This window comes from Paracoccus haematequi (assembly GCF_900631945.1).
Classification (GTDB): Bacteria; Pseudomonadota; Alphaproteobacteria; order Rhodobacterales; family Rhodobacteraceae; genus Paracoccus; species Paracoccus haematequi_A.
On sequence record NZ_UZWE01000057.1, the window covers coordinates 22,368 to 39,011 of the forward strand.

15 protein-coding genes are annotated in these 16,644 nt (G+C 67.0%); 10 read left to right on the top strand and 5 right to left on the bottom strand.

Annotation, left to right across the window (positions count from 1 at the left end; genetic code table 11):
• Window positions 1-10 precede the first annotated feature (10 nt).
• Window positions 11-1,027: a TraB/GumN family protein gene (locus PARHAE_RS17485; RefSeq protein WP_126155841.1), complete on the bottom strand. Its 1,017-nt coding sequence runs from the start codon at window positions 1,025-1,027 to the stop codon at window positions 11-13.
• Window positions 1,028-1,221: 194 nt separating this feature from the next.
• Between PARHAE_RS17485 and groES the strand changes: the two genes are divergently transcribed.
• The 3 genes from groES (at window position 1,222) to PARHAE_RS17500 (ending at window position 3,577) form a co-directional block, all read left to right on the top strand.
• Window positions 1,222-1,509 (top strand): co-chaperone GroES, encoded by a 288-nt coding sequence (gene groES / locus PARHAE_RS17490; RefSeq protein WP_126155842.1) that lies wholly within the window; start codon window positions 1,222-1,224, stop codon window positions 1,507-1,509.
• Between the two features lie 35 nt (window positions 1,510-1,544).
• The gene (gene groL, locus PARHAE_RS17495) at window positions 1,545-3,182 is read left to right on the top strand and encodes a chaperonin GroEL (protein WP_126155843.1); all 1,638 of its coding nucleotides are present in this window, start codon (window positions 1,545-1,547) and stop codon (window positions 3,180-3,182) included.
• A gap of 131 nt (window positions 3,183-3,313) precedes the next feature.
• On the top strand, window positions 3,314-3,577 hold the full coding sequence (locus PARHAE_RS17500) for a hypothetical protein (RefSeq protein ID WP_126155844.1): 264 nt from the start codon (window positions 3,314-3,316) through the stop codon (window positions 3,575-3,577).
• A gap of 7 nt (window positions 3,578-3,584) precedes the next feature.
• On the opposite strand, the gene PARHAE_RS17505 is transcribed toward PARHAE_RS17500, so the two are convergent.
• The 4 genes from PARHAE_RS17505 to PARHAE_RS17520 are packed head-to-tail and all read right to left on the bottom strand — an operon-like array spanning window position 3,585 to window position 9,276.
• Window positions 3,585-5,114: a Ppx/GppA family phosphatase gene (locus PARHAE_RS17505; protein WP_126155845.1), complete on the bottom strand. Its 1,530-nt coding sequence runs from the start codon at window positions 5,112-5,114 to the stop codon at window positions 3,585-3,587.
• Window positions 5,115-5,173: 59 nt separating this feature from the next.
• Complete coding sequence (locus PARHAE_RS17510; RefSeq protein ID WP_126155846.1) at window positions 5,174-7,339, bottom strand: RNA degradosome polyphosphate kinase; 2,166 nt, start codon at window positions 7,337-7,339, stop codon at window positions 5,174-5,176.
• Window positions 7,340-7,362: 23 nt separating this feature from the next.
• The gene (locus PARHAE_RS17515; RefSeq protein ID WP_126155847.1) at window positions 7,363-8,061 is read right to left on the bottom strand and encodes a P-loop NTPase family protein; all 699 of its coding nucleotides are present in this window, start codon (window positions 8,059-8,061) and stop codon (window positions 7,363-7,365) included.
• A complete protein-coding gene (locus tag PARHAE_RS17520; RefSeq protein WP_126155848.1) occupies window positions 8,062-9,276 on the bottom strand; it encodes an AI-2E family transporter in 1,215 nt (404 codons plus the stop codon).
• A gap of 131 nt (window positions 9,277-9,407) precedes the next feature.
• Here PARHAE_RS17520 and proS point away from each other — a divergent pair, with 131 nt between their 5' ends.
• From proS to PARHAE_RS17555, 7 genes are all read left to right on the top strand, one after another.
• On the top strand, window positions 9,408-10,769 hold the full coding sequence (gene proS / locus PARHAE_RS17525) for a proline--tRNA ligase (RefSeq protein WP_126155849.1): 1,362 nt from the start codon (window positions 9,408-9,410) through the stop codon (window positions 10,767-10,769).
• The gene (locus tag PARHAE_RS17530; protein ID WP_126155850.1) at window positions 10,766-11,257 is read left to right on the top strand and encodes a DUF2937 family protein; all 492 of its coding nucleotides are present in this window, start codon (window positions 10,766-10,768) and stop codon (window positions 11,255-11,257) included. The genes proS and PARHAE_RS17530 overlap by 4 nt, the downstream gene beginning before the upstream one ends.
• Window positions 11,258-11,371: 114 nt before the next feature.
• Entirely contained in the window at window positions 11,372-12,556 is a 1,185-nt protein-coding gene (locus PARHAE_RS17535; RefSeq protein ID WP_126155851.1) for an ABC transporter substrate-binding protein, read from the top strand.
• A gap of 114 nt (window positions 12,557-12,670) precedes the next feature.
• Complete coding sequence (locus PARHAE_RS17540) at window positions 12,671-13,462, top strand: ABC transporter ATP-binding protein (RefSeq protein WP_126155852.1); 792 nt, start codon at window positions 12,671-12,673, stop codon at window positions 13,460-13,462.
• Window positions 13,462-14,196 carry an ABC transporter ATP-binding protein gene (locus PARHAE_RS17545; RefSeq protein ID WP_126155853.1) on the top strand — a complete coding sequence of 245 codons (735 nt, stop codon included), beginning with the start codon at window positions 13,462-13,464 and terminating at the stop codon, window positions 14,194-14,196. Before PARHAE_RS17540 ends, PARHAE_RS17545 begins: the two co-directional genes overlap by 1 nt.
• Before the next feature lie 3 nt (window positions 14,197-14,199).
• Window positions 14,200-15,207 (top strand): branched-chain amino acid ABC transporter permease, encoded by a 1,008-nt coding sequence (locus tag PARHAE_RS17550; RefSeq protein ID WP_126155854.1) that lies wholly within the window; start codon window positions 14,200-14,202, stop codon window positions 15,205-15,207.
• 14 nt (window positions 15,208-15,221) lie between these two features.
• The gene (locus PARHAE_RS17555) at window positions 15,222-16,553 is read left to right on the top strand and encodes a branched-chain amino acid ABC transporter permease (RefSeq protein WP_126155855.1); all 1,332 of its coding nucleotides are present in this window, start codon (window positions 15,222-15,224) and stop codon (window positions 16,551-16,553) included.
• Window positions 16,554-16,644 lie beyond the last annotated feature (91 nt).

Below are 16,644 nucleotides of genomic sequence, written 5' to 3' on the forward strand. Positions count from 1 at the left end.
AGGGTGCCGGTCATCCGTCCAGCCTCTCGATGGTCCAGCCGTCTCTCTCCAGCAGCCGCAGGACCCCCTGGTCGCCCGGCAGATGCAGCGCGCCAAAGCCCGCGACGATGCCCTTGCCCTGCCGGGCGGCATCGCGCGCCCCTTGGGTCAGCGGGGCGATCCAGGACTGGTTCCGGCGGTCCATCAACTGCTCTTTCGCCAGCCGCATCTGCGCATCCACCTGATCACGCGTCAGGCCCGAATTGCGATAGGCATCGAAGCGGCCGAACTCCCAGATCGCCCAGACATCGCCCGCGAAATAGGCATCGGTCAGCGTCACCGCGTAATCGTCGGCATGGGCGGCGGCGGGCAGCGCGGCGCGGATCATCTCGATCTCCTGCTGCGGGGTCAGGTGGCCGAACAGGGTGAAGACGGTATCCCAGGGTTCCAGGGCGCGAACCGGCAGATCCAGGGCCTCGGCCCGCTCGACAAGGCGGTGGTCCAGCCCCTGGGCGCCGCTTTCGGCCATCTGCCGGATCATGCAGGGGCTGATCCCCAGCATCATCGCCACATACCAGGGCCGCAGCTTCGACGTGACGACGGCGGGGGTGCCCCGTTCGGCCATCGCCGCCGACAGCAGGCCCCAGTCCCGGTCGTCCAGCCGCTCGGGCAGGGTCGGGCCATCGGGATCCACCATCAGCGTGGGATCCGAGGCCAGGGCCTCGGTCAGCCTGCGTTCCTCCTCGGGCCCGGCCTCGACGAAGAGGGCGGCGGCATCGGCCAGCAGCGGCTCGATCCGTGCCAGCATCGCGTCGTGGCGCGGATCGCCGAAATGATAGGTTCCGACCAGGGTCATCTCCTGATCGCCCTTGCTGGCCCGCCACAGCAGGCCCTGATGATAGGGGATGTCGGCCACCGCCGCGTCGATTTCGGCCCGCTGGTCGGGGGTCATTGCGTCGAACAGGTTGGCGCCCACGCATTCGGATGCCTGCGCCCATGCCGGGGCCGCCGCCCACAGCGCAAAAACCGCCGCCACCAAGACCCTCATCCGCTGCTTCCCCGCTGTTGCCGCCTGAAGGCTGGCACAGCCCCGCCGCCTTGACCAGCCGCCCGGCCCAAGAATTTGGCGTCGCGGCGGCGTTGACAGGGCCGCTCGGGTGGCCTAGATCACCGTCATTGGCACTCATCCGGTGTGAGTGCCAACACCGCAACACTGCAACCTGAAACACGGAGTGTTCACCAATGGCATTCAAACCGCTGCACGACCGCGTCCTGGTCCGTCGCGTCCAGTCGGACGAAAAGACCAAGGGCGGCCTGATCATCCCCGACAGCGCCAAGGAAAAGCCCGCGGAAGGCGAGATCATCGCCGTCGGCGAGGGCGCGCGCAAGGATTCGGGCGAGCTGATCGCGCCCAGCGTCAAGGCGGGCGACCGCGTGCTGTTCGGCAAATGGTCGGGCACGGAAGTCACGATCGACGGCGAGGAGCTGCTGATCATGAAGGAAAGCGACATCCTGGGCGTCATCGCCTGATCCGCATCCTTCACCCATAAATTCAGGAGATTCACATGGCTGCGAAAGAAGTCAAGTTCAACACGGACGCCCGCGACCGGATGCTGAAAGGCGTCAACATCCTGGCAGACGCCGTGAAGGTCACGCTGGGCCCGAAAGGCCGCAACGTGGTGATCGACAAGTCCTTCGGCGCCCCGCGCATCACCAAGGACGGCGTCTCGGTCGCCAAGGAAATCGAGCTGGCCGACAAGTTCGAGAACATGGGCGCCCAGATGGTCCGCGAAGTGGCCTCGCGCACCAATGACGAGGCCGGCGACGGCACCACCACCGCCACCGTGCTGGCCCAGGCCATCGTGAAAGAGGGCATGAAGGCGGTCGCCGCCGGCATGAACCCGATGGATCTGAAGCGCGGCATCGACCTGGCGACCTCGAAGGTTGTCGAGGCCATCAAGGCCGCCTCGCGCCCGGTGAACGACAGCGACGAAGTCGCCCAGGTCGGCACCATCTCGGCCAACGGCGAAGCCAATATCGGCCGCTTCATCGCCGACGCGATGCAGAAGGTCGGCAACGAGGGTGTCATCACCGTCGAAGAAAACAAGGGGATGGAGACCGAGGTCGAAGTCGTCGAAGGCATGCAGTTCGACCGCGGCTATCTGTCGCCCTATTTCGTCACCAATCCCGACAAGATGATCGCGGATCTGGAAGACGCCTACATCCTGCTGCACGAGAAGAAACTGTCCTCGCTGCAACCAATGGTTCCGCTGCTGGAAGCCGTCATCCAGTCGGGCAAGCCGCTGGTCATCGTGGCCGAGGACGTGGAAGGCGAGGCCCTGGCGACCCTGGTCGTCAACAAGCTGCGCGGCGGTCTGAAGATCGCGGCGGTGAAGGCTCCGGGCTTCGGCGACCGCCGCAAGGCCATGCTGCAAGACATCGCCATTCTGACCGGCGGTCAGGTCATCAGCGAAGATCTGGGCATGAAGCTGGAAAATGTCGGCATCGACATGCTGGGCCGCGCCAAGAAGATCACGATCAACAAGGACAACACCACCATCGTCGACGGCGCCGGTGAGAAGTCCGAGATCGAGGCCCGCGTTTCCCAAATCCGCCAGCAGATCGAGGAAACCACCTCGGACTACGATCGCGAGAAGCTGCAAGAGCGTGTCGCGAAGCTGGCCGGCGGCGTCGCCGTCATCCGCGTCGGCGGCATGACCGAGGTCGAGGTGAAGGAACGCAAGGACCGTGTGGACGACGCGCTGAACGCGACCCGCGCGGCCGTGCAGGAAGGCGTTGTCGTCGGCGGCGGCGTGGCCCTGGTTCAGGGCGGCAAGGCCCTGGAAGGCCTGACCGCCGAGAACAGCGACCAGGAAGCCGGCATCGCCATCGTGCGCCGCGCTCTGGAAGCCCCGATGCGCCAGATCGCCGAAAACGCCGGTGTCGACGGTGCCGTGGTTGCCGGCAAGGTCCGCGAATCCACCGACAAGTCGTTCGGCTTCAACGCCCAGACCGAAGAATATGGCGACATGTTCAAGTTCGGCGTGATCGACCCGGCCAAGGTGGTTCGCACGGCCCTGGAAGACGCGGCCTCGGTCGCGGGCCTGCTGATCACCACCGAAGCCATGATCGCCGAGAAGCCCGAGCCGAAGGCCGCGGCCGGCGGGATGCCCGACATGGGCGGCATGGGCGGGATGATGTAATCATCCCCTGCCCTGCGGCAGACACGGAAAGGGCGCCTTCGGGCGCCCTTTTTGCTTGGCGCGGCAGGCGGCCGCTAACCGGATGTGAAGGATTTCGCGCTAGATCATCGGACATGCCGCAGGGGAATCACATGATCCGCATCATCGCAGTCCTAGCCTTGGTTGTCCTTGGTCCGGCCCAACCGGCGCAGGCCTGCGGCAGCGGCGCCAGCAGCACCTTTTGCGCCGATGGCTGGGTCGCGCAGCAGCCCGCCAAAGCGCTTGGGCCGGACAGCGGGGGCGATTCCCAAGGGGGCGGATGGCCTGGCGACGCGACGGATCCGTCCGGCGATGGAATCTATGTCGAAGGGGCGGTGGTCGTGGACACGCCTTCCGAGGATGACGGGCAGTTGTGATCCGGGATCAGCCCTCGATCACGCCTTCCACTCCCAGGGCGCTGCACAGCGCCTTGAACCGGGCCTCGGCCACCTCGCCCATCAGCTTGCGGCCGACGGGCGTCAGGTGCAGGCGCAGTTGCGTGGCGTCGAAGGTCAGCCTGCCCGCGTCCGCCGGGTCGTCCAGCGCCAGCATCGCGCCGAACCGCATCGCCTTTCCCAGCACCTCGGCATCGCGGATGTCGCCCTCGTCCAGCAGCTTGAACAGCGGCGCCATGGGCGACCCCGAGCGGCTGTTCTTGTAGCGGTGCAGCAGCGCCAAGCCCAGGAAGACGCGCTCGGGGTGGGACAGCGCGGCCATGTTGGCGCGGGTCACATTGTCGAAGCAGGCCTCGGCGCGGTAATCGGGATGGGCGCGCCAGCTTGTGTCGTGCAGCAGGCAGGCCACGCGGATCAGGCGGTCGCGTTCCGGCGGCGCGTTCTGGAACAGGGGTTGCAGGAACTGGTACAGCTTCTTGCCGGATCCCGGCATCCGCGCCATCTGGCGTTCGGTAAAGCGCGCGGCCTCGATCAGCGGGTCGCGCTTGCGCAGGCTGTCGGGCATCTGTTCGTACAGCAACCCCTCGCGGATGCCATAGCTGCTGACGGCCAGTTCGGTCGGCGCGAAGGTCTCGGCCAGTTGCAGCAGCACCTGCGAGGCCAGCGGCACCAGTTCCATCCGAGAGGACGAGATGTCGACCTGGCTGCGCAGCTCGTTCAGGTCATGCGTGCCGATCCAGGCCACCGTATCGGCCACCGCCTTGGGCGTCATGCGGTATTCGTGCAGCACGGTCATCGGATAAGCCACGCGCTCCATGTCCAGCCGGGCGATGGCGCGCCAGCTGCCGCCCACCAGATAGATGCGTTCGTGATGGGTGCCCATGACGGCAGCCAGTTCGGTCACGACCTTCCTGATATACTTGCGCAGCCCGTCCTTGCCGCCGGGCACCTGTTGCAGGCGGAACGGTCCCAGCTGCGAGGACACGCGCCGCCCGACCTGCCCGTCCGCGACCTCGGCCAGTTCCATCGAGTTGCCGCCGATGTCGCAGACCAGGCCGCGCGCGTCGGGCCAGCCCAACAGCACGCCCTGGGCGGACAGGCGGGCCTCTTCCTCGCCATCGATGACCCACATCTTGATGCCGGTCTCGCGTTCGACGCGGGCCTGGAATTCGGGACCGTCTGCGGCCTCGCGCACGGCGGCGGTGGCGACGCAGGTCAGCGGGCCGATATCCATCCCCTTGGCAAGCGCCGCGAAGCGTTGCAGCGCCGCGAAGCCGCGCTTGACGCCCTCGGGGTTCAGGCGGCCGGTCTGGGCCATCTTGGCCCCCAGCCCGGCCATGATCTTTTCGTTATAGAAATAGGCAGGCGACCGGGCCGCGCCGTCGAAGACCACCAGCCGGATCGAGTTCGACCCCACGTCGACCACGCCCACGCGCGACAGGGCGCGCTTGGGCAGGGTCGCGAACATCTTGCCGAAAGGCTCGACCTTCTTGCCGGTCGTCGTCCGCACGCCGTTCATCGCCGCCTCTCCTGCTTGGTCCGCATCGCCGCTGTTAATGAACCGCCCTGACGGGTGCGTCAATCGTTCGAATGGGTTAATGCCGGAACGTCCCCGGCCCCCGCAGTACCCCGCCCGGACAGTGACGGATGGTCCATGAAGAAACGGTGACAGTTGAACAGGTCGTCGCGCCCCTCGGGCAGATAGCGCACGAACCGGCCATCGGGTTGCAAAAGCCAGCTTTGCGCCTCGTCCGCCATGTTGGCGGCCATGATCTGGCTGACGATCTGCGCCTTGACGGTATCGTTCACGCATTCGACCAGGGTTTCGACACGGCGGTTCAGGTTGCGGTCCATCCAGTCGGCCGAGCTGATGAAGACCCGCGCCCGCTTCGACGGCAGGCCATAGCCGTTGCCGAAGCAGACGATCCGCGAATGTTCCAGATATCGCCCGACGATGGATTTCACGCGGATATTGTCCGACAGCCCCCGGATGCCGGGCCGAATCCCGCAGATGCCGCGCACCACCAGGCTGATCTTCACGCCCGCAGCACTTGCCGCATACAGCGCGTCGATCACATCCCTTTCGATCAGCGAATTCATCTTGGCCCAGATCGCGGCGGGACGTCCCTGACGGGCCAGTTCGGCCTCTCTGGCGATCAAGGAAATCAGCCGGTCCTTGAGGTCGATGGGCGAGATGGAAATGTTTTCCAGCCCTGCCGGCTGCACATAGCCCGACAGGTAGTTGAAGACCTTGGTCGCATCGCGCCCAAGCGCCGGGTCGCAGGTGAACAGCGACAGGTCGGTATAGATCCGCGCCGTGATCGGGTGATAGTTGCCGGTCCCGTAATGGGTATAGGTGACCAGGTTGTCGCCCTCCCGGCGCACCACCGTGCTGATCTTGGCATGGGTCTTGTAGTTCACGAAGCCATAGACGACATGCGCCCCGGCCCGTTCCAGGCGGCGCGACTGGCGGATGTTCGCGGCCTCGTCGAAGCGGGCCTTCAGTTCGACAAGCGCGGTGACGGACTTGCCGGATTCTGCGGCCTCGCACAGCGCATCGACGATCGGGCTGTCGCGGCTGGTGCGGTACAGCGTCTGCTTGATCGCCAGCACGTTCGGATCGCGTGCGGCCTGGGCCAGGAAGCGGATCACCATGTCGAAGGTCTCATAGGGGTGGTGCAGCAGCATGTCCTTTTGCTTGATGGCGGCGAACATGTCGCCGTCATGGTCCTGCACCCGTTCGGGAACGCGCGGCGTGAAGGCGGGCCATTGCAGGTCGCGGCGCGAATCCAGCACCAGTTCGCGCAGGTCGGCCACGCCCAGCAGCCCCTCGACCTCGATCACCTCGTCGGGACCGACCTCAAGTTCCTCCATGATCAGGCGGCGCAGCCGGTCGGGGGCGCCGCGCGTGATCTTCAGGCGGATCACGCTGCCCCGGCGGCGGCGTTTCAGCGCGGTCTCGAATTCGCGGACCAGATCCTCGGCTTCCTCCTCGACCTCCAGGTCGCTGTCGCGCAGCACGCGGAAAGCGCAATGGCCCGTGTCGCGATAGCCCGGAAACAGGCTGGACAGGTGCATCAGCAGCAGATCTTCCAGCTTGAAGAACCGCTCTCCGCCCGGCAGGGGGATGAAGCGGTCCAATTGCGCGGGGATCGGCAGCAGCGCCTGCATCTGCCGCCCGTCGGTCTCGCGGGCCAGTTCAAGCGCCAGCGAGAAACCCGCGTTCGGGATGAAGGGGAAGGGGTGCGCCGGGTCGATGGCCAACGGCGACAGGACCGGGAACACCTTGCGTTCGAAATAGTCGTGCAGGAATTCCTCTTCGGCGCGGGTCAGGCGGGACCGGGACAGGATGACGATGCCCGCCTCCTCCATTTCCCGGCGGATCCGGTTCCAGACGCCCTGCTGCGCGCCCATCAGGCGGCGGGCGTCGGCATTGATCATCGACAGCTGTTCCGCAGGCGTCAGCCCGTCGTCCGAGGGCGTGGCGTTGCCCTCTCGCACCAGTTCGCGCAGGCCCGCGACGCGGACGGTATAGAATTCGTCCAGGTTGGTCGCGCTGATCGACACGAAGCGCAGCCGTTCCAGCAGCGGCACGCGGGGGTTGCGCGCCTCGTCCAGGACGCGCCAGTTGAAGGACAGCCAGCTGATCTCGCGGTTGAAGAAGCGCGCGCCGTTCTGGGGCACGCCCTCGGGCAGATCCTGGGGTTCCGGGAAGGGCGTTCGAAGGAAATCGGCTTGCGTCATGGTCCTGGCCTTCAGCGGATGAATCAGGTCTCGGTCTCGGATAGACCGTTCAGCAGGTCGGCGGCAATGCGGCGGGTGATCGGGCGCTTGTCGGACATGGCGGCGCGGTCCATCGCGGCGACAAGGCGGCGGGCCAGCCCCAGGTCGCGCGGCATGTGCAGGACCAGCCAGTCGATCAGGTCGGCGGGAACGGCCTGCTGGCGGTCGGCGAACAGCTTCACCAGCACGGCGGCCAGCAGCGCTTCGTCGGGCGGCCCCAGCCGGACCTGGGGCATCGCATCCATGCGCGACCGCAGATCGGGCAGCACCAGACCCCAGTCGCGCGGCGGCGTCCGCGCCGTCAGCAGCAGCAGGCAATCGCGCGGCGCGCACAGGTTCCACAGGTGAAACAGCGCCTGTTCGGCCCCCGCCGCCCGGCCCGCGCGGTCGGCGTCCTCGACCACCAGGGCGCCGCCTTCGACCGCCAGGGCGTCGGCGGCGTCCGGGCGCAGCGCCGCCGCCTTGGTCCGGCGGGCGCCGTTCTCGGCCGCCCAGAAGGCCGCCAGATGCGACTTGCCGGCCCCTTCCGGCCCGATCAGCAGCATCCGCCCCTGCGGCCAGTCCTGCGGCGCGTCAAGCGCGGCAAGCGCCGCCCGATTGGCGGGCGCGGGCAGGAAATCGGCACGCGAATGGGCGGGCGGCGTGGTCAGGTCCAGCGTCAACTGGCGGAAGGTCGTGCCCATCTATTCGGCTTCGGGATGCCTGCGGGCGATTTCCTCGCGCATCATCTGGATCTGGCCTTGCGCCCGGTGCTGGTCGGCGCTGATGCGCGCCTCGCGGATGGCATTGGCGACGGTGCCTTCGGGGACCAGTTCGACCAGCACCGGCTGCCCCGGATCGGGAGGCAGCGCCTGGCCGGTGAACAGCGCGCTTTCCTGGTATCGCTGCGTCAGGAACCGGGCAATCACCCCCAGGGCGGCGGCCAGCGGCACCGCCATGACCATGCCGACGAAGCCGAACAGCGCGCCGAAGACCGACAGGGCCAGCAGCAGCCAGACCGGGTGCAGGCCGACATGATGGCCGACGATCTTGGGTTGCAGGTAATTGCCCTCGACGATCTGGCCCAGGGCGAAGATCGCCACCACCATCCCGATCCACAGCGGGTCGCCCCAGAAGCTGAACAGGGCGACACCGATGGCGGTGGCCCCGCCGATCAGCACGCCGACATAGGGGATGAAGGACAGCAGCGCCGCCATGATGCCGATGAAGAATCCGAAAGGCAGCCCCACGATCATCAGGCCGAAGGCATACCAGGTGCCCAGGATCAGCATCACCAGCCCCTGTCCGCGCACGAAGCCCGACAGCGCCTCGTCGATCTCTCGCGACAGGCGGCGCAGGGTGGGGGCGTGCTCGCGCGGCAGCAGGGTGTCCACCCGATCGACCAGGTGATCCCAGTCCAGCAGCAGATAGAAGGCGACCACCGGCACGATCACCAGGATCGCGACGGCGCTGATGATGCCGCCCACCGACGACAGCAGGCGGGACGCCAGCGTGCCCATCTGTTCGCCCATCGCCGCGCCCAGGTCGGTCAGCGCCGTGCCGATATCGCCGTCGGCGGGCAGCAGTTCGGGAAAACGGTTCGACAGGAACAGGCGGCCCTGTTCCAGCATGGCGGGCGCGGTCTCGATCAGCGACGTGGCCTGGCGCAGCATGACCGGCACCACCAGCAGCACCACGGCGGCGAAGGCCAGCACCGCGATGACGGTGATGACCACCACCGACATGACCCGCGACAGGCCCGCGCGTTCCAGCCGGTCGGCCACCGGATCCAGCAGATAGGCGACGCCCGCCCCCAGGATGAAGGGCAGGATGGCGTTGCCCAGCAGCCACATCGCCAGCAGCAGCGACACAGCCGCAACGCCCCACCACATCAGTTGCTTGTGAATCGGTATGCGCATGGCGGTTCCTGAGGTGTCCTGTTCGCCCGGAATGTGAACGGCGCGCGCGGCAGTTGCAAGCGGGCGGTTCTTGGCAAGGCGGGGCCGATCCGGTAACGCTTTGCGCCATATTCGATCAAAGGATCCCGCCCATGCGTCTGTCGCGCTATTTCCTGCCGGTGCTGAAGGAAGACCCGAAAGAGGCTCAGATCGTCAGCCACCGGCTGATGCTGCGCGCGGGCATGATCAAGCAGCAGTCGGCGGGGATCTATTCCTGGCTGCCGCTGGGGCTGCGGGTGCTGAACCGCATCCAGCAGATCGTCCACGAGGAACAGCAGCGCGCGGGCCATATCCCGGTGCTGATGCCGACCATCCAGTCGGCCGACCTGTGGCGCGAAAGCGGCCGCTATGACGATTACGGCGACGAGATGCTGCGCATCACCGACCGCCACAAGCGCGACATGCTGTACGGCCCCACGAACGAGGAGGTCATCACCGACATCTTCCGCGCCCACGTGAACAGCTACAAGGATCTGCCGCTGACGCTGTACCAGATCCAGTGGAAGTTCCGCGACGAGATCCGCCCCCGCTTCGGCGTGATGCGGGGCCGCGAGTTCCTGATGAAGGACGGCTACAACTTCGACCTGACCAAGGAAGACGCGCTGCACGCCTATAACCGGCATCTGGTCAGCTATCTGCGCACCTATGAGCGCATGGGGCTGCGGGCGATCCCGATGCGCGCCGACGGCGGGCCGATCGGCGGCGATTACACCCACGAATTCCTGGTGCTGGCGGAAACCGGCGAATCCGAGGTGTTCTATGACAGCCAGATCACCGACCTGACCTTCGGCGACCGCGAGATCGACTATGACAGCGTGGAGCAGTGCCAGGCCGTGCTGGAGGAATTCACCAGCCGTTACGCCCGCACCGACGAGACCCATGACGAGGCGCTGTTCAACCAGGTCCCCGAGGAACGCCGCCGCAGCGCGCGCGGGATCGAGGTCGGGCAGATCTTCTATTTCGGCACCAAATACTCGGAACCGCTGGGCGCCACGGTGGTCGGGCCGGACGGCGCGCGCACGCCGGTCCACATGGGCAGCCACGGCATCGGCGTCTCGCGCCTGCTGGGCGCCATCATCGAGGCCAGCCACGACGACAAGGGCATCGTCTGGCCCGAGGGCGTGACCCCGTTCCATGTCGGCATCGTGAACCTGAAACAGGGCGACAATTCGACCGACAGCGCCTGCGACGCGATCTATGCGGAATTGCAGGCGCGCGGGCTGGATCCGCTGTATGACGACCGCGACGACCGGGCGGGGGCGAAATTCGCCACCATGGACCTGATCGGCCTGCCCTGGCGCATCACCGTCGGCCCGCGCGGGCTGGCGGCGAACAAGGTCGAACTGACCAGCCGCCGCACCGGCGAGACCGAGGAGATGTCGCCCAAGGACGCCATCGCCCGGCTGGAACAGATCTATGCGCCGGTTCTGGGCCTGAAGGCGCAGGATCGGTGATCGGCGTGCTGCGGCTGGCGGCGGCGGTCTGCTGCGCCGTCGTCCTGTCGCAGTTCCCGGCCTTTTCCGACCAGTATGTGCAGCGGCTGGGCGGGCAGGTCGACGCCCTGTCCCGCGTCGCCGCCGAATTCGACGCCAGCGCCCAGGCCGCCGGGCTGACCCGCGCGCAGGCCCTGGCCGACCTGTCGGGCAGCGCCTTCCGCGACGCGCATCAGGCGACCATGCGCGATGTCTTCGCCCGCCTCGACCGGGCGCGCGCGGACTTGCAGATGCTGCGGCTTGCCGGGCCGCTGGAACGCATGGCCCTGCCCCACCGCCTGCGCGACGCGGAAACGCTGGCCGCCACCTGGGGCGATTTCCTGCCCGCGGTGCCCGTCACGGTTGCGGGCTTCTGGGCCGCGGGCATCGGGCTGGCCTTGGGCTGGCTGCTGAGCGCCCTGCCCGGACTGGCCCTGCGCCGCCGCGACGACCGCCTGGGCTGGCGCTGACCATGCGTCACCCGCCCGAAAAGGCAGGGTTTCTTGGCAATATCCCGCTTTTCTTTTAGGCAAGGCGCTTCTAACCTGCCTGGCAGGACATTGTTCCAACTGGGAGACAATCATATGAAAAAACTTCTTCTGGCCACCGCCGCAGGGGCGTTGCTGGCCGGTGCGGCAAGCGCCGAGGATGTCAAGCTGGGCACCTCGTTCGGGTTCACGGGACCGCTGGAATCCATGGCGCCGCCGATGCAGAACGGCGTCACGCTGGCCGCGAAAGAGGTGACGGACAGCGGGCTGCTGCTGGACGGGTCGACCGTGTCCGTGGTGCAGGGCGATTCCACCTGCATCGACGCCGCCGCCGCCAGCGCGACCGTCGAACGCCTGATCACCGCCGAAAAGGTGCGCGGCATCATCGGCGGCATGTGCTCGGGCGAAACCATCGCCTCGTTGCAGAACGTCGCGGTGCCGAACGGCGTGGTGATGATCTCGCCCTCGGCGACCTCTCCGGCGCTGTCCACCATCGACGATCAGGGGCTGTTCTTCCGCACCTCGCCGTCGGACGCGCGCCAGGGCGAGGTGATGGCCGACATCATTCTGGAAAAGGGCATCAAGTCGGTCGCGGTGACCTATACCAACAACGACTATGGCAAGGGCCTGGCCGACAGCTTCGCGGCGGCCTTCACGGCCAAGGGCGGCACCGTGACCGTCAATTCCGCCCATGACGACGGCAAGGCCGACTATTCGGCCGAGGTCGCGGCCCTGGCCGCCGCCGGGGGCGATGCCCTGGTCGTGGCGGGCTATGTCGATCAGGGCGGGTCGGGCATCGTGCGCGGCGCCCTGGACAGCGGCGCGTTCGAGACCTTCGTGTTCCCCGACGGCATGGTCAACGACACCCTGGTCAGCAATTTCGGATCCGAGATCGAGGGCAGCTTCGGCCAGAACCCGGCGGCCGAGGGCGAGGGCCGCGACAAGTTCGTGGAACTGGCCAAGGCTGCGGGCTTCGACGGCACCGCGACCTATGCGGGCGAATCCTATGACGCCGCCGCGCTGATCCTGCTGTCGATGGCGGCCGCCGGCAGCAGCGACCCCGCCGTCTACAAGGACAAGGTGATGGACGTGGCCAACGCGCCGGGCGAAAAGATCCTGCCGGGCGAACTGGGCAAGGCGCTGCAAATCCTGAAGGATGGCGGCGATGTCGATTATGTCGGCGCCACCGCCGTCGAGCTGGTCGGCGAGGGCGAATCCGCCGGGGTCTATCGCCAGATCGAGATCAAGGACGGCAAGATGGAAGTCGTCGGCTTCCGCTGAAGCCTCTTTCATGCTCCGGCCCGGCAGCCATTTCGGTTGCCGGGCCATTTTTCATGACAAAAGCCGCTGAATGCGGTCACACTTCACCAATGGCGTGAAGACGGGGTAACAAGAATGATAAGGGTCGAAGACCTCCACCGGCATTTCGGCGGCTTCCGGGCCGTCGATGGCGCCAGCGTGACGATCGAGACGGGATCCATCACCGGGCTGATCGGCCCGAATGGCGCGGGCAAGTCCACGCTGTTCAACGTGATCGCGGGCGTTCTGCCGCCGACATCGGGTCGCGTCTTCATGGATGGCGAGGATATCACCGGCCTGCCGCCGCACGCGCTGTTCCACAAGGGGCTGCTGCGCACCTTCCAGTTGGCGCATGAATTTTCGTCGATGACGGTGCGGGAAAACCTGATGATGGTGCCCGGCGGCCAGTCGGGCGAGACGATCTGGAAGACCTGGCTGCAACGTGCCCGCATCGAACGCGAGGAAGCCGCGCTGCGCAAGAAGGCCGACGAGGTTCTGGATTTCCTGACCATCCGCCACCTGACCCACGAAAAGGCGGGAAACCTGTCGGGCGGGCAGAAGAAGCTGCTGGAACTGGGCCGCACGATGATGGTCGACGCGAAGGTGGTGTTCCTGGACGAGGTGGGCGCGGGCGTGAACCGCACCCTGCTGGGCACCATCGGCGACGCCATCGTGCGGCTGAACCGCGAACGCGGCTATACCTTCTGCGTGATCGAACACGACATGGATTTCATCGGCAAGCTGTGCGACCCGGTCATCGTGATGGCGGCGGGCAAGGTTCTGGCACAAGGCCCCGCCGACCACATCATGCAGAACGAGGACGTGATCGAGGCCTATCTGGGCACCGGCCTGAAGAACAAGGTCAAGGCCGCAGGAGGGGCGCTGTGATGCAGTCTCAATCCCAATCGCAGGGCGCGCAGCCCTTCCTGTCGGCGCAGGGGATGCGCGGCGGATACGGCAAGGCCGACATCCTGATGGGCTGCACCCTGACCGTGGACAAGGGCCAGATCGCCGTGATCGTCGGCCCGAACGGCGCGGGCAAGTCCACCGCCATGAAGGCCGTGTTCGGAATGCTGCCGCTGCGCGAGGGCCGCGTCACCCTGGGCGGAGAGGACATCACCGCCCTGTCCCCGCAGCAGCGCGTCCGCAAGGGCATGGGCTTCGTGCCCCAGACCCACAACATCTTCCCGACCATGACGGTCGAGGAGAACCTGGAAATGGGCGCCTTCATCCGCGACGACGACGTGCGCCAGACGATGGAGCAGGTCTATCACCTGTTCCCCGCCGTGGCCGAGAAGCGCAGGCAGGCGGCGGGCGAACTGTCGGGCGGCCAGCGCCAGCAGGTCGCCGTGGGCCGCGCGCTGATGACGCGGCCCCAGCTTCTGATGCTGGATGAACCCACCGCCGGCGTCAGCCCCATCGTCATGGACGAGCTGTTCGACCGCATCATCGAGGTCGCGCGCACCGGCATTTCCATCCTGATGGTCGAACAGAACGCCCGCCAGGCGCTCGAGATCGCGGACATCGGCTATGTCCTGGTGCAGGGCGCCAACCGTTACACCGACACCGGGCAGGCGCTGCTGGCCGACCCGGAAGTCCGCCGCACCTTCCTGGGGGGCTGAGCCTTGGATATCCTCAACGCCCTTGTGGCATTCCTGAACTTCGTCTTCATCCCCGCCGCCGCCTATGGCGCGCAGCTTGCGCTCGGCGCGCTTGGGGTGACGCTGATCTATGCCATCCTGCGGTTCTCGAACTTCGCCCATGGCGACACGATGGCCTTCGGCACCGCCATCACCATCCTGGTCACCTGGGGGCTGCAATCGCTGGGCGTGTCGCTGGGACCGCTGCCGACCGCGCTGCTGGCCCTGCCGGTGGGGATCGCGGCCACCGCGCTGCTGGTGCTGGGCATCGACCGATCCGTCTATCGCTTCTATCGCGCGCAGAAGGCCGCGCCGATCATCTTCGTGATGGCCTCGGTGGGCGTGATGTTCGTGATGAACGGGCTGACCCGGCTGCTGATCGGCGTCGACGAACAGCGCTTCGACGACGGCGCGCGCTTCCTGATCGGCGTGCGCGATTTCCGCGAATGGACCGGCCTGTCCGAGGGGCTGGCCCTGCGATCCACCCAGGCCCTGACGCTGGTTGTGACCGTCGTCACCTGCGCGGCGCTGTTCTGGTTCCTGAACCGCACCAAGTCCGGCAAGGCCATGCGCGCCTATTCCGACAACGAGGATCTTGCGCTGCTGTCGGGCATCGACCCCGAACGCGTCGTGCGCCTGACCTGGATCATCGCCGCCGCGCTGATGACCATCGCCGGTGTCCTCTATGGATTGGACAAGTCCTTCCGGCCCTTCAACTATTTCCAGATCCTGCTGCCGATCTTCGCCGCCGCCATCGTCGGCGGCCTGGGCAACCCCATCGGCGCCATCGCCGGCGGCTTCCTGGTGGCCTTCTCCGAGGTCGCGGTGACCTACCCTTGGGTCAAGGTCGCGGGCTATCTGTTCCCCGGCTGGCAGCCCGGCGGGCTGCTGCAACTGCTGGGGACCGAATACAAGTTCGCCGTCAGCTTCGTCATCCTGATCGTGGTCCTGCTGTTCCGCCCGACCGGGCTGTTCCGCGGCAAGTCGGTCTAAGGGGGGGGTCCGTCATGTCCACCAACCGTCAAGCCGCCGCCGTCAGCCCCTGGCGCGCGCCCGTCCTGTTCCTGATCCTGGCCGTCCTTTTCGTGCTGGAGGGCACGGTCAGGAACGGCATGTTCTCGGGATCCTGGAACACCTCGCTGGCGATCCTGAACATGGGCCTGATCTCGGCCGTCGCCGCCCTGGGCGTGAACATGCAATGGGGCTATGCGGGGCTGTTCAACACCGGCGTCGTGGGCTTCCTGGCCATCGGCGGGCTGGCCCCGGTGCTGGTCTCGCTGCCCCCGGTCGAGGGCGCCTGGGCCGCGGGCGGGCCGCGCCTGATCCTGTCGCTGCTGGTGGGCCTCGGCACCCTGGCCCTGGCCAGGATCGTCTATGCCCGCACCCGCCGCGCCTGGACTGTGGCCCTGGTCCTGATCCTGGGCTTCATCGCCTATCGCTGGCTGTTCGACCCCGCCGTCACCGCGATCGAGGCGAATGACAGCGCCCGCACCGGCAATATCGGCGGGCTGGGCCTGCCCGTGCTGCTGTCCTGGGCCGTGGGCGGCGCCTTCGCCGCAGCCGCCGCCTGGGCGGTGGGCAAGGTCGCGCTCGGGCTGCGCTCGGACTACCTGGCCATCGCCACCTTGGGCATCGGCGAGATCATCGTGGCGGTCCTGCGCAACGAGGACTGGCTGGCGCGCGGCGTCAAGAACGTCACCTCGATCCCCCGGCCTGTCCCGTACGAGATCGACCTGCAACAGAACCCCGCCTTCGTCGATTTCGCCGCCCGCTGGGGATTCGGCACGGCCGAGGCCTCGGGAATCTGGGTCAAGCTGTGCTACCTGTCGCTGTTCCTGGTGGTGCTGCTGGGCATCATCCTGCTGGCGGAACTGGCGCTGAAATCACCCTGGGGCCGGATGATGCGCGCCATCCGCGACAACGAAACCGCCGCCGAGGCGATGGGCAAAGACGTGACCGCCCGCCACCTGCAAGTCTTCGTGCTGGGTTCGGCGGTGATCGGCATCGCGGGGGCGATGATGATCACGCTGGACGGGCTGATGGCGCCCAACAGCTATAACCCGCTGCGCTACACCTTCCTGATCTGGGTGATGGTGATCGTCGGCGGCTCGGGCAACAACTGGGGCGCGGTGCTGGGCGCCGTGCTGATCTGGTTCCTCTGGATCAAGGTCGAGGTCTGGGGCCCCGGCCTGATCGGCCTTCTGGTCGGCCCCCTGCCCGACGGCGACATCAAGGCGCATCTTCTGGACAGCGCCGCCCATATGCGCTTCATCGCCATGGGCCTGGTCCTGCTTCTGGTGCTGCGCTTCGCGCCGCGCGGCCTGGTGCCCGAAAGATAGCGGCCCTCCCGGCTTTGCCTTGGTCGAAATATCCACGGGGGGACATCGCCGGAACGGCGATGGGGGGGCAGTCAGCCCCCCCCTTTTCTTC

What these genes read in the sequence shown, in the direction of transcription:
- PARHAE_RS17515 (WP_126155847.1), bottom strand. Translation starts at nt 8,061, where the DNA reads ATGGGCACGACCTTCCGCCAGTTGACGCTGGACCTGACCACGCCGCCC.
- groL (WP_126155843.1), top strand. Translation starts at nt 1,545, where the DNA reads ATGGCTGCGAAAGAAGTCAAGTTCAACACGGACGCCCGCGACCGGATG.
- groES (WP_126155842.1), top strand. Translation starts at nt 1,222, where the DNA reads ATGGCATTCAAACCGCTGCACGACCGCGTCCTGGTCCGTCGCGTCCAG.
- PARHAE_RS17520 (WP_126155848.1), bottom strand. Translation starts at nt 9,276, where the DNA reads ATGCGCATACCGATTCACAAGCAACTGATGTGGTGGGGCGTTGCGGCT.
- PARHAE_RS17555 (WP_126155855.1), top strand. Translation starts at nt 15,222, where the DNA reads ATGTCCACCAACCGTCAAGCCGCCGCCGTCAGCCCCTGGCGCGCGCCC.
- proS (WP_126155849.1), top strand. Translation starts at nt 9,408, where the DNA reads ATGCGTCTGTCGCGCTATTTCCTGCCGGTGCTGAAGGAAGACCCGAAA.
- PARHAE_RS17540 (WP_126155852.1), top strand. Translation starts at nt 12,671, where the DNA reads ATGATAAGGGTCGAAGACCTCCACCGGCATTTCGGCGGCTTCCGGGCC.
- PARHAE_RS17510 (WP_126155846.1), bottom strand. Translation starts at nt 7,339, where the DNA reads ATGACGCAAGCCGATTTCCTTCGAACGCCCTTCCCGGAACCCCAGGAT.
- PARHAE_RS17535 (WP_126155851.1), top strand. Translation starts at nt 11,372, where the DNA reads ATGAAAAAACTTCTTCTGGCCACCGCCGCAGGGGCGTTGCTGGCCGGT.
- PARHAE_RS17500 (WP_126155844.1), top strand. Translation starts at nt 3,314, where the DNA reads ATGATCCGCATCATCGCAGTCCTAGCCTTGGTTGTCCTTGGTCCGGCC.
- PARHAE_RS17485 (WP_126155841.1), bottom strand. Translation starts at nt 1,027, where the DNA reads ATGAGGGTCTTGGTGGCGGCGGTTTTTGCGCTGTGGGCGGCGGCCCCG.
- PARHAE_RS17545 (WP_126155853.1), top strand. Translation starts at nt 13,462, where the DNA reads ATGCAGTCTCAATCCCAATCGCAGGGCGCGCAGCCCTTCCTGTCGGCG.
- PARHAE_RS17505 (WP_126155845.1), bottom strand. Translation starts at nt 5,114, where the DNA reads ATGAACGGCGTGCGGACGACGACCGGCAAGAAGGTCGAGCCTTTCGGC.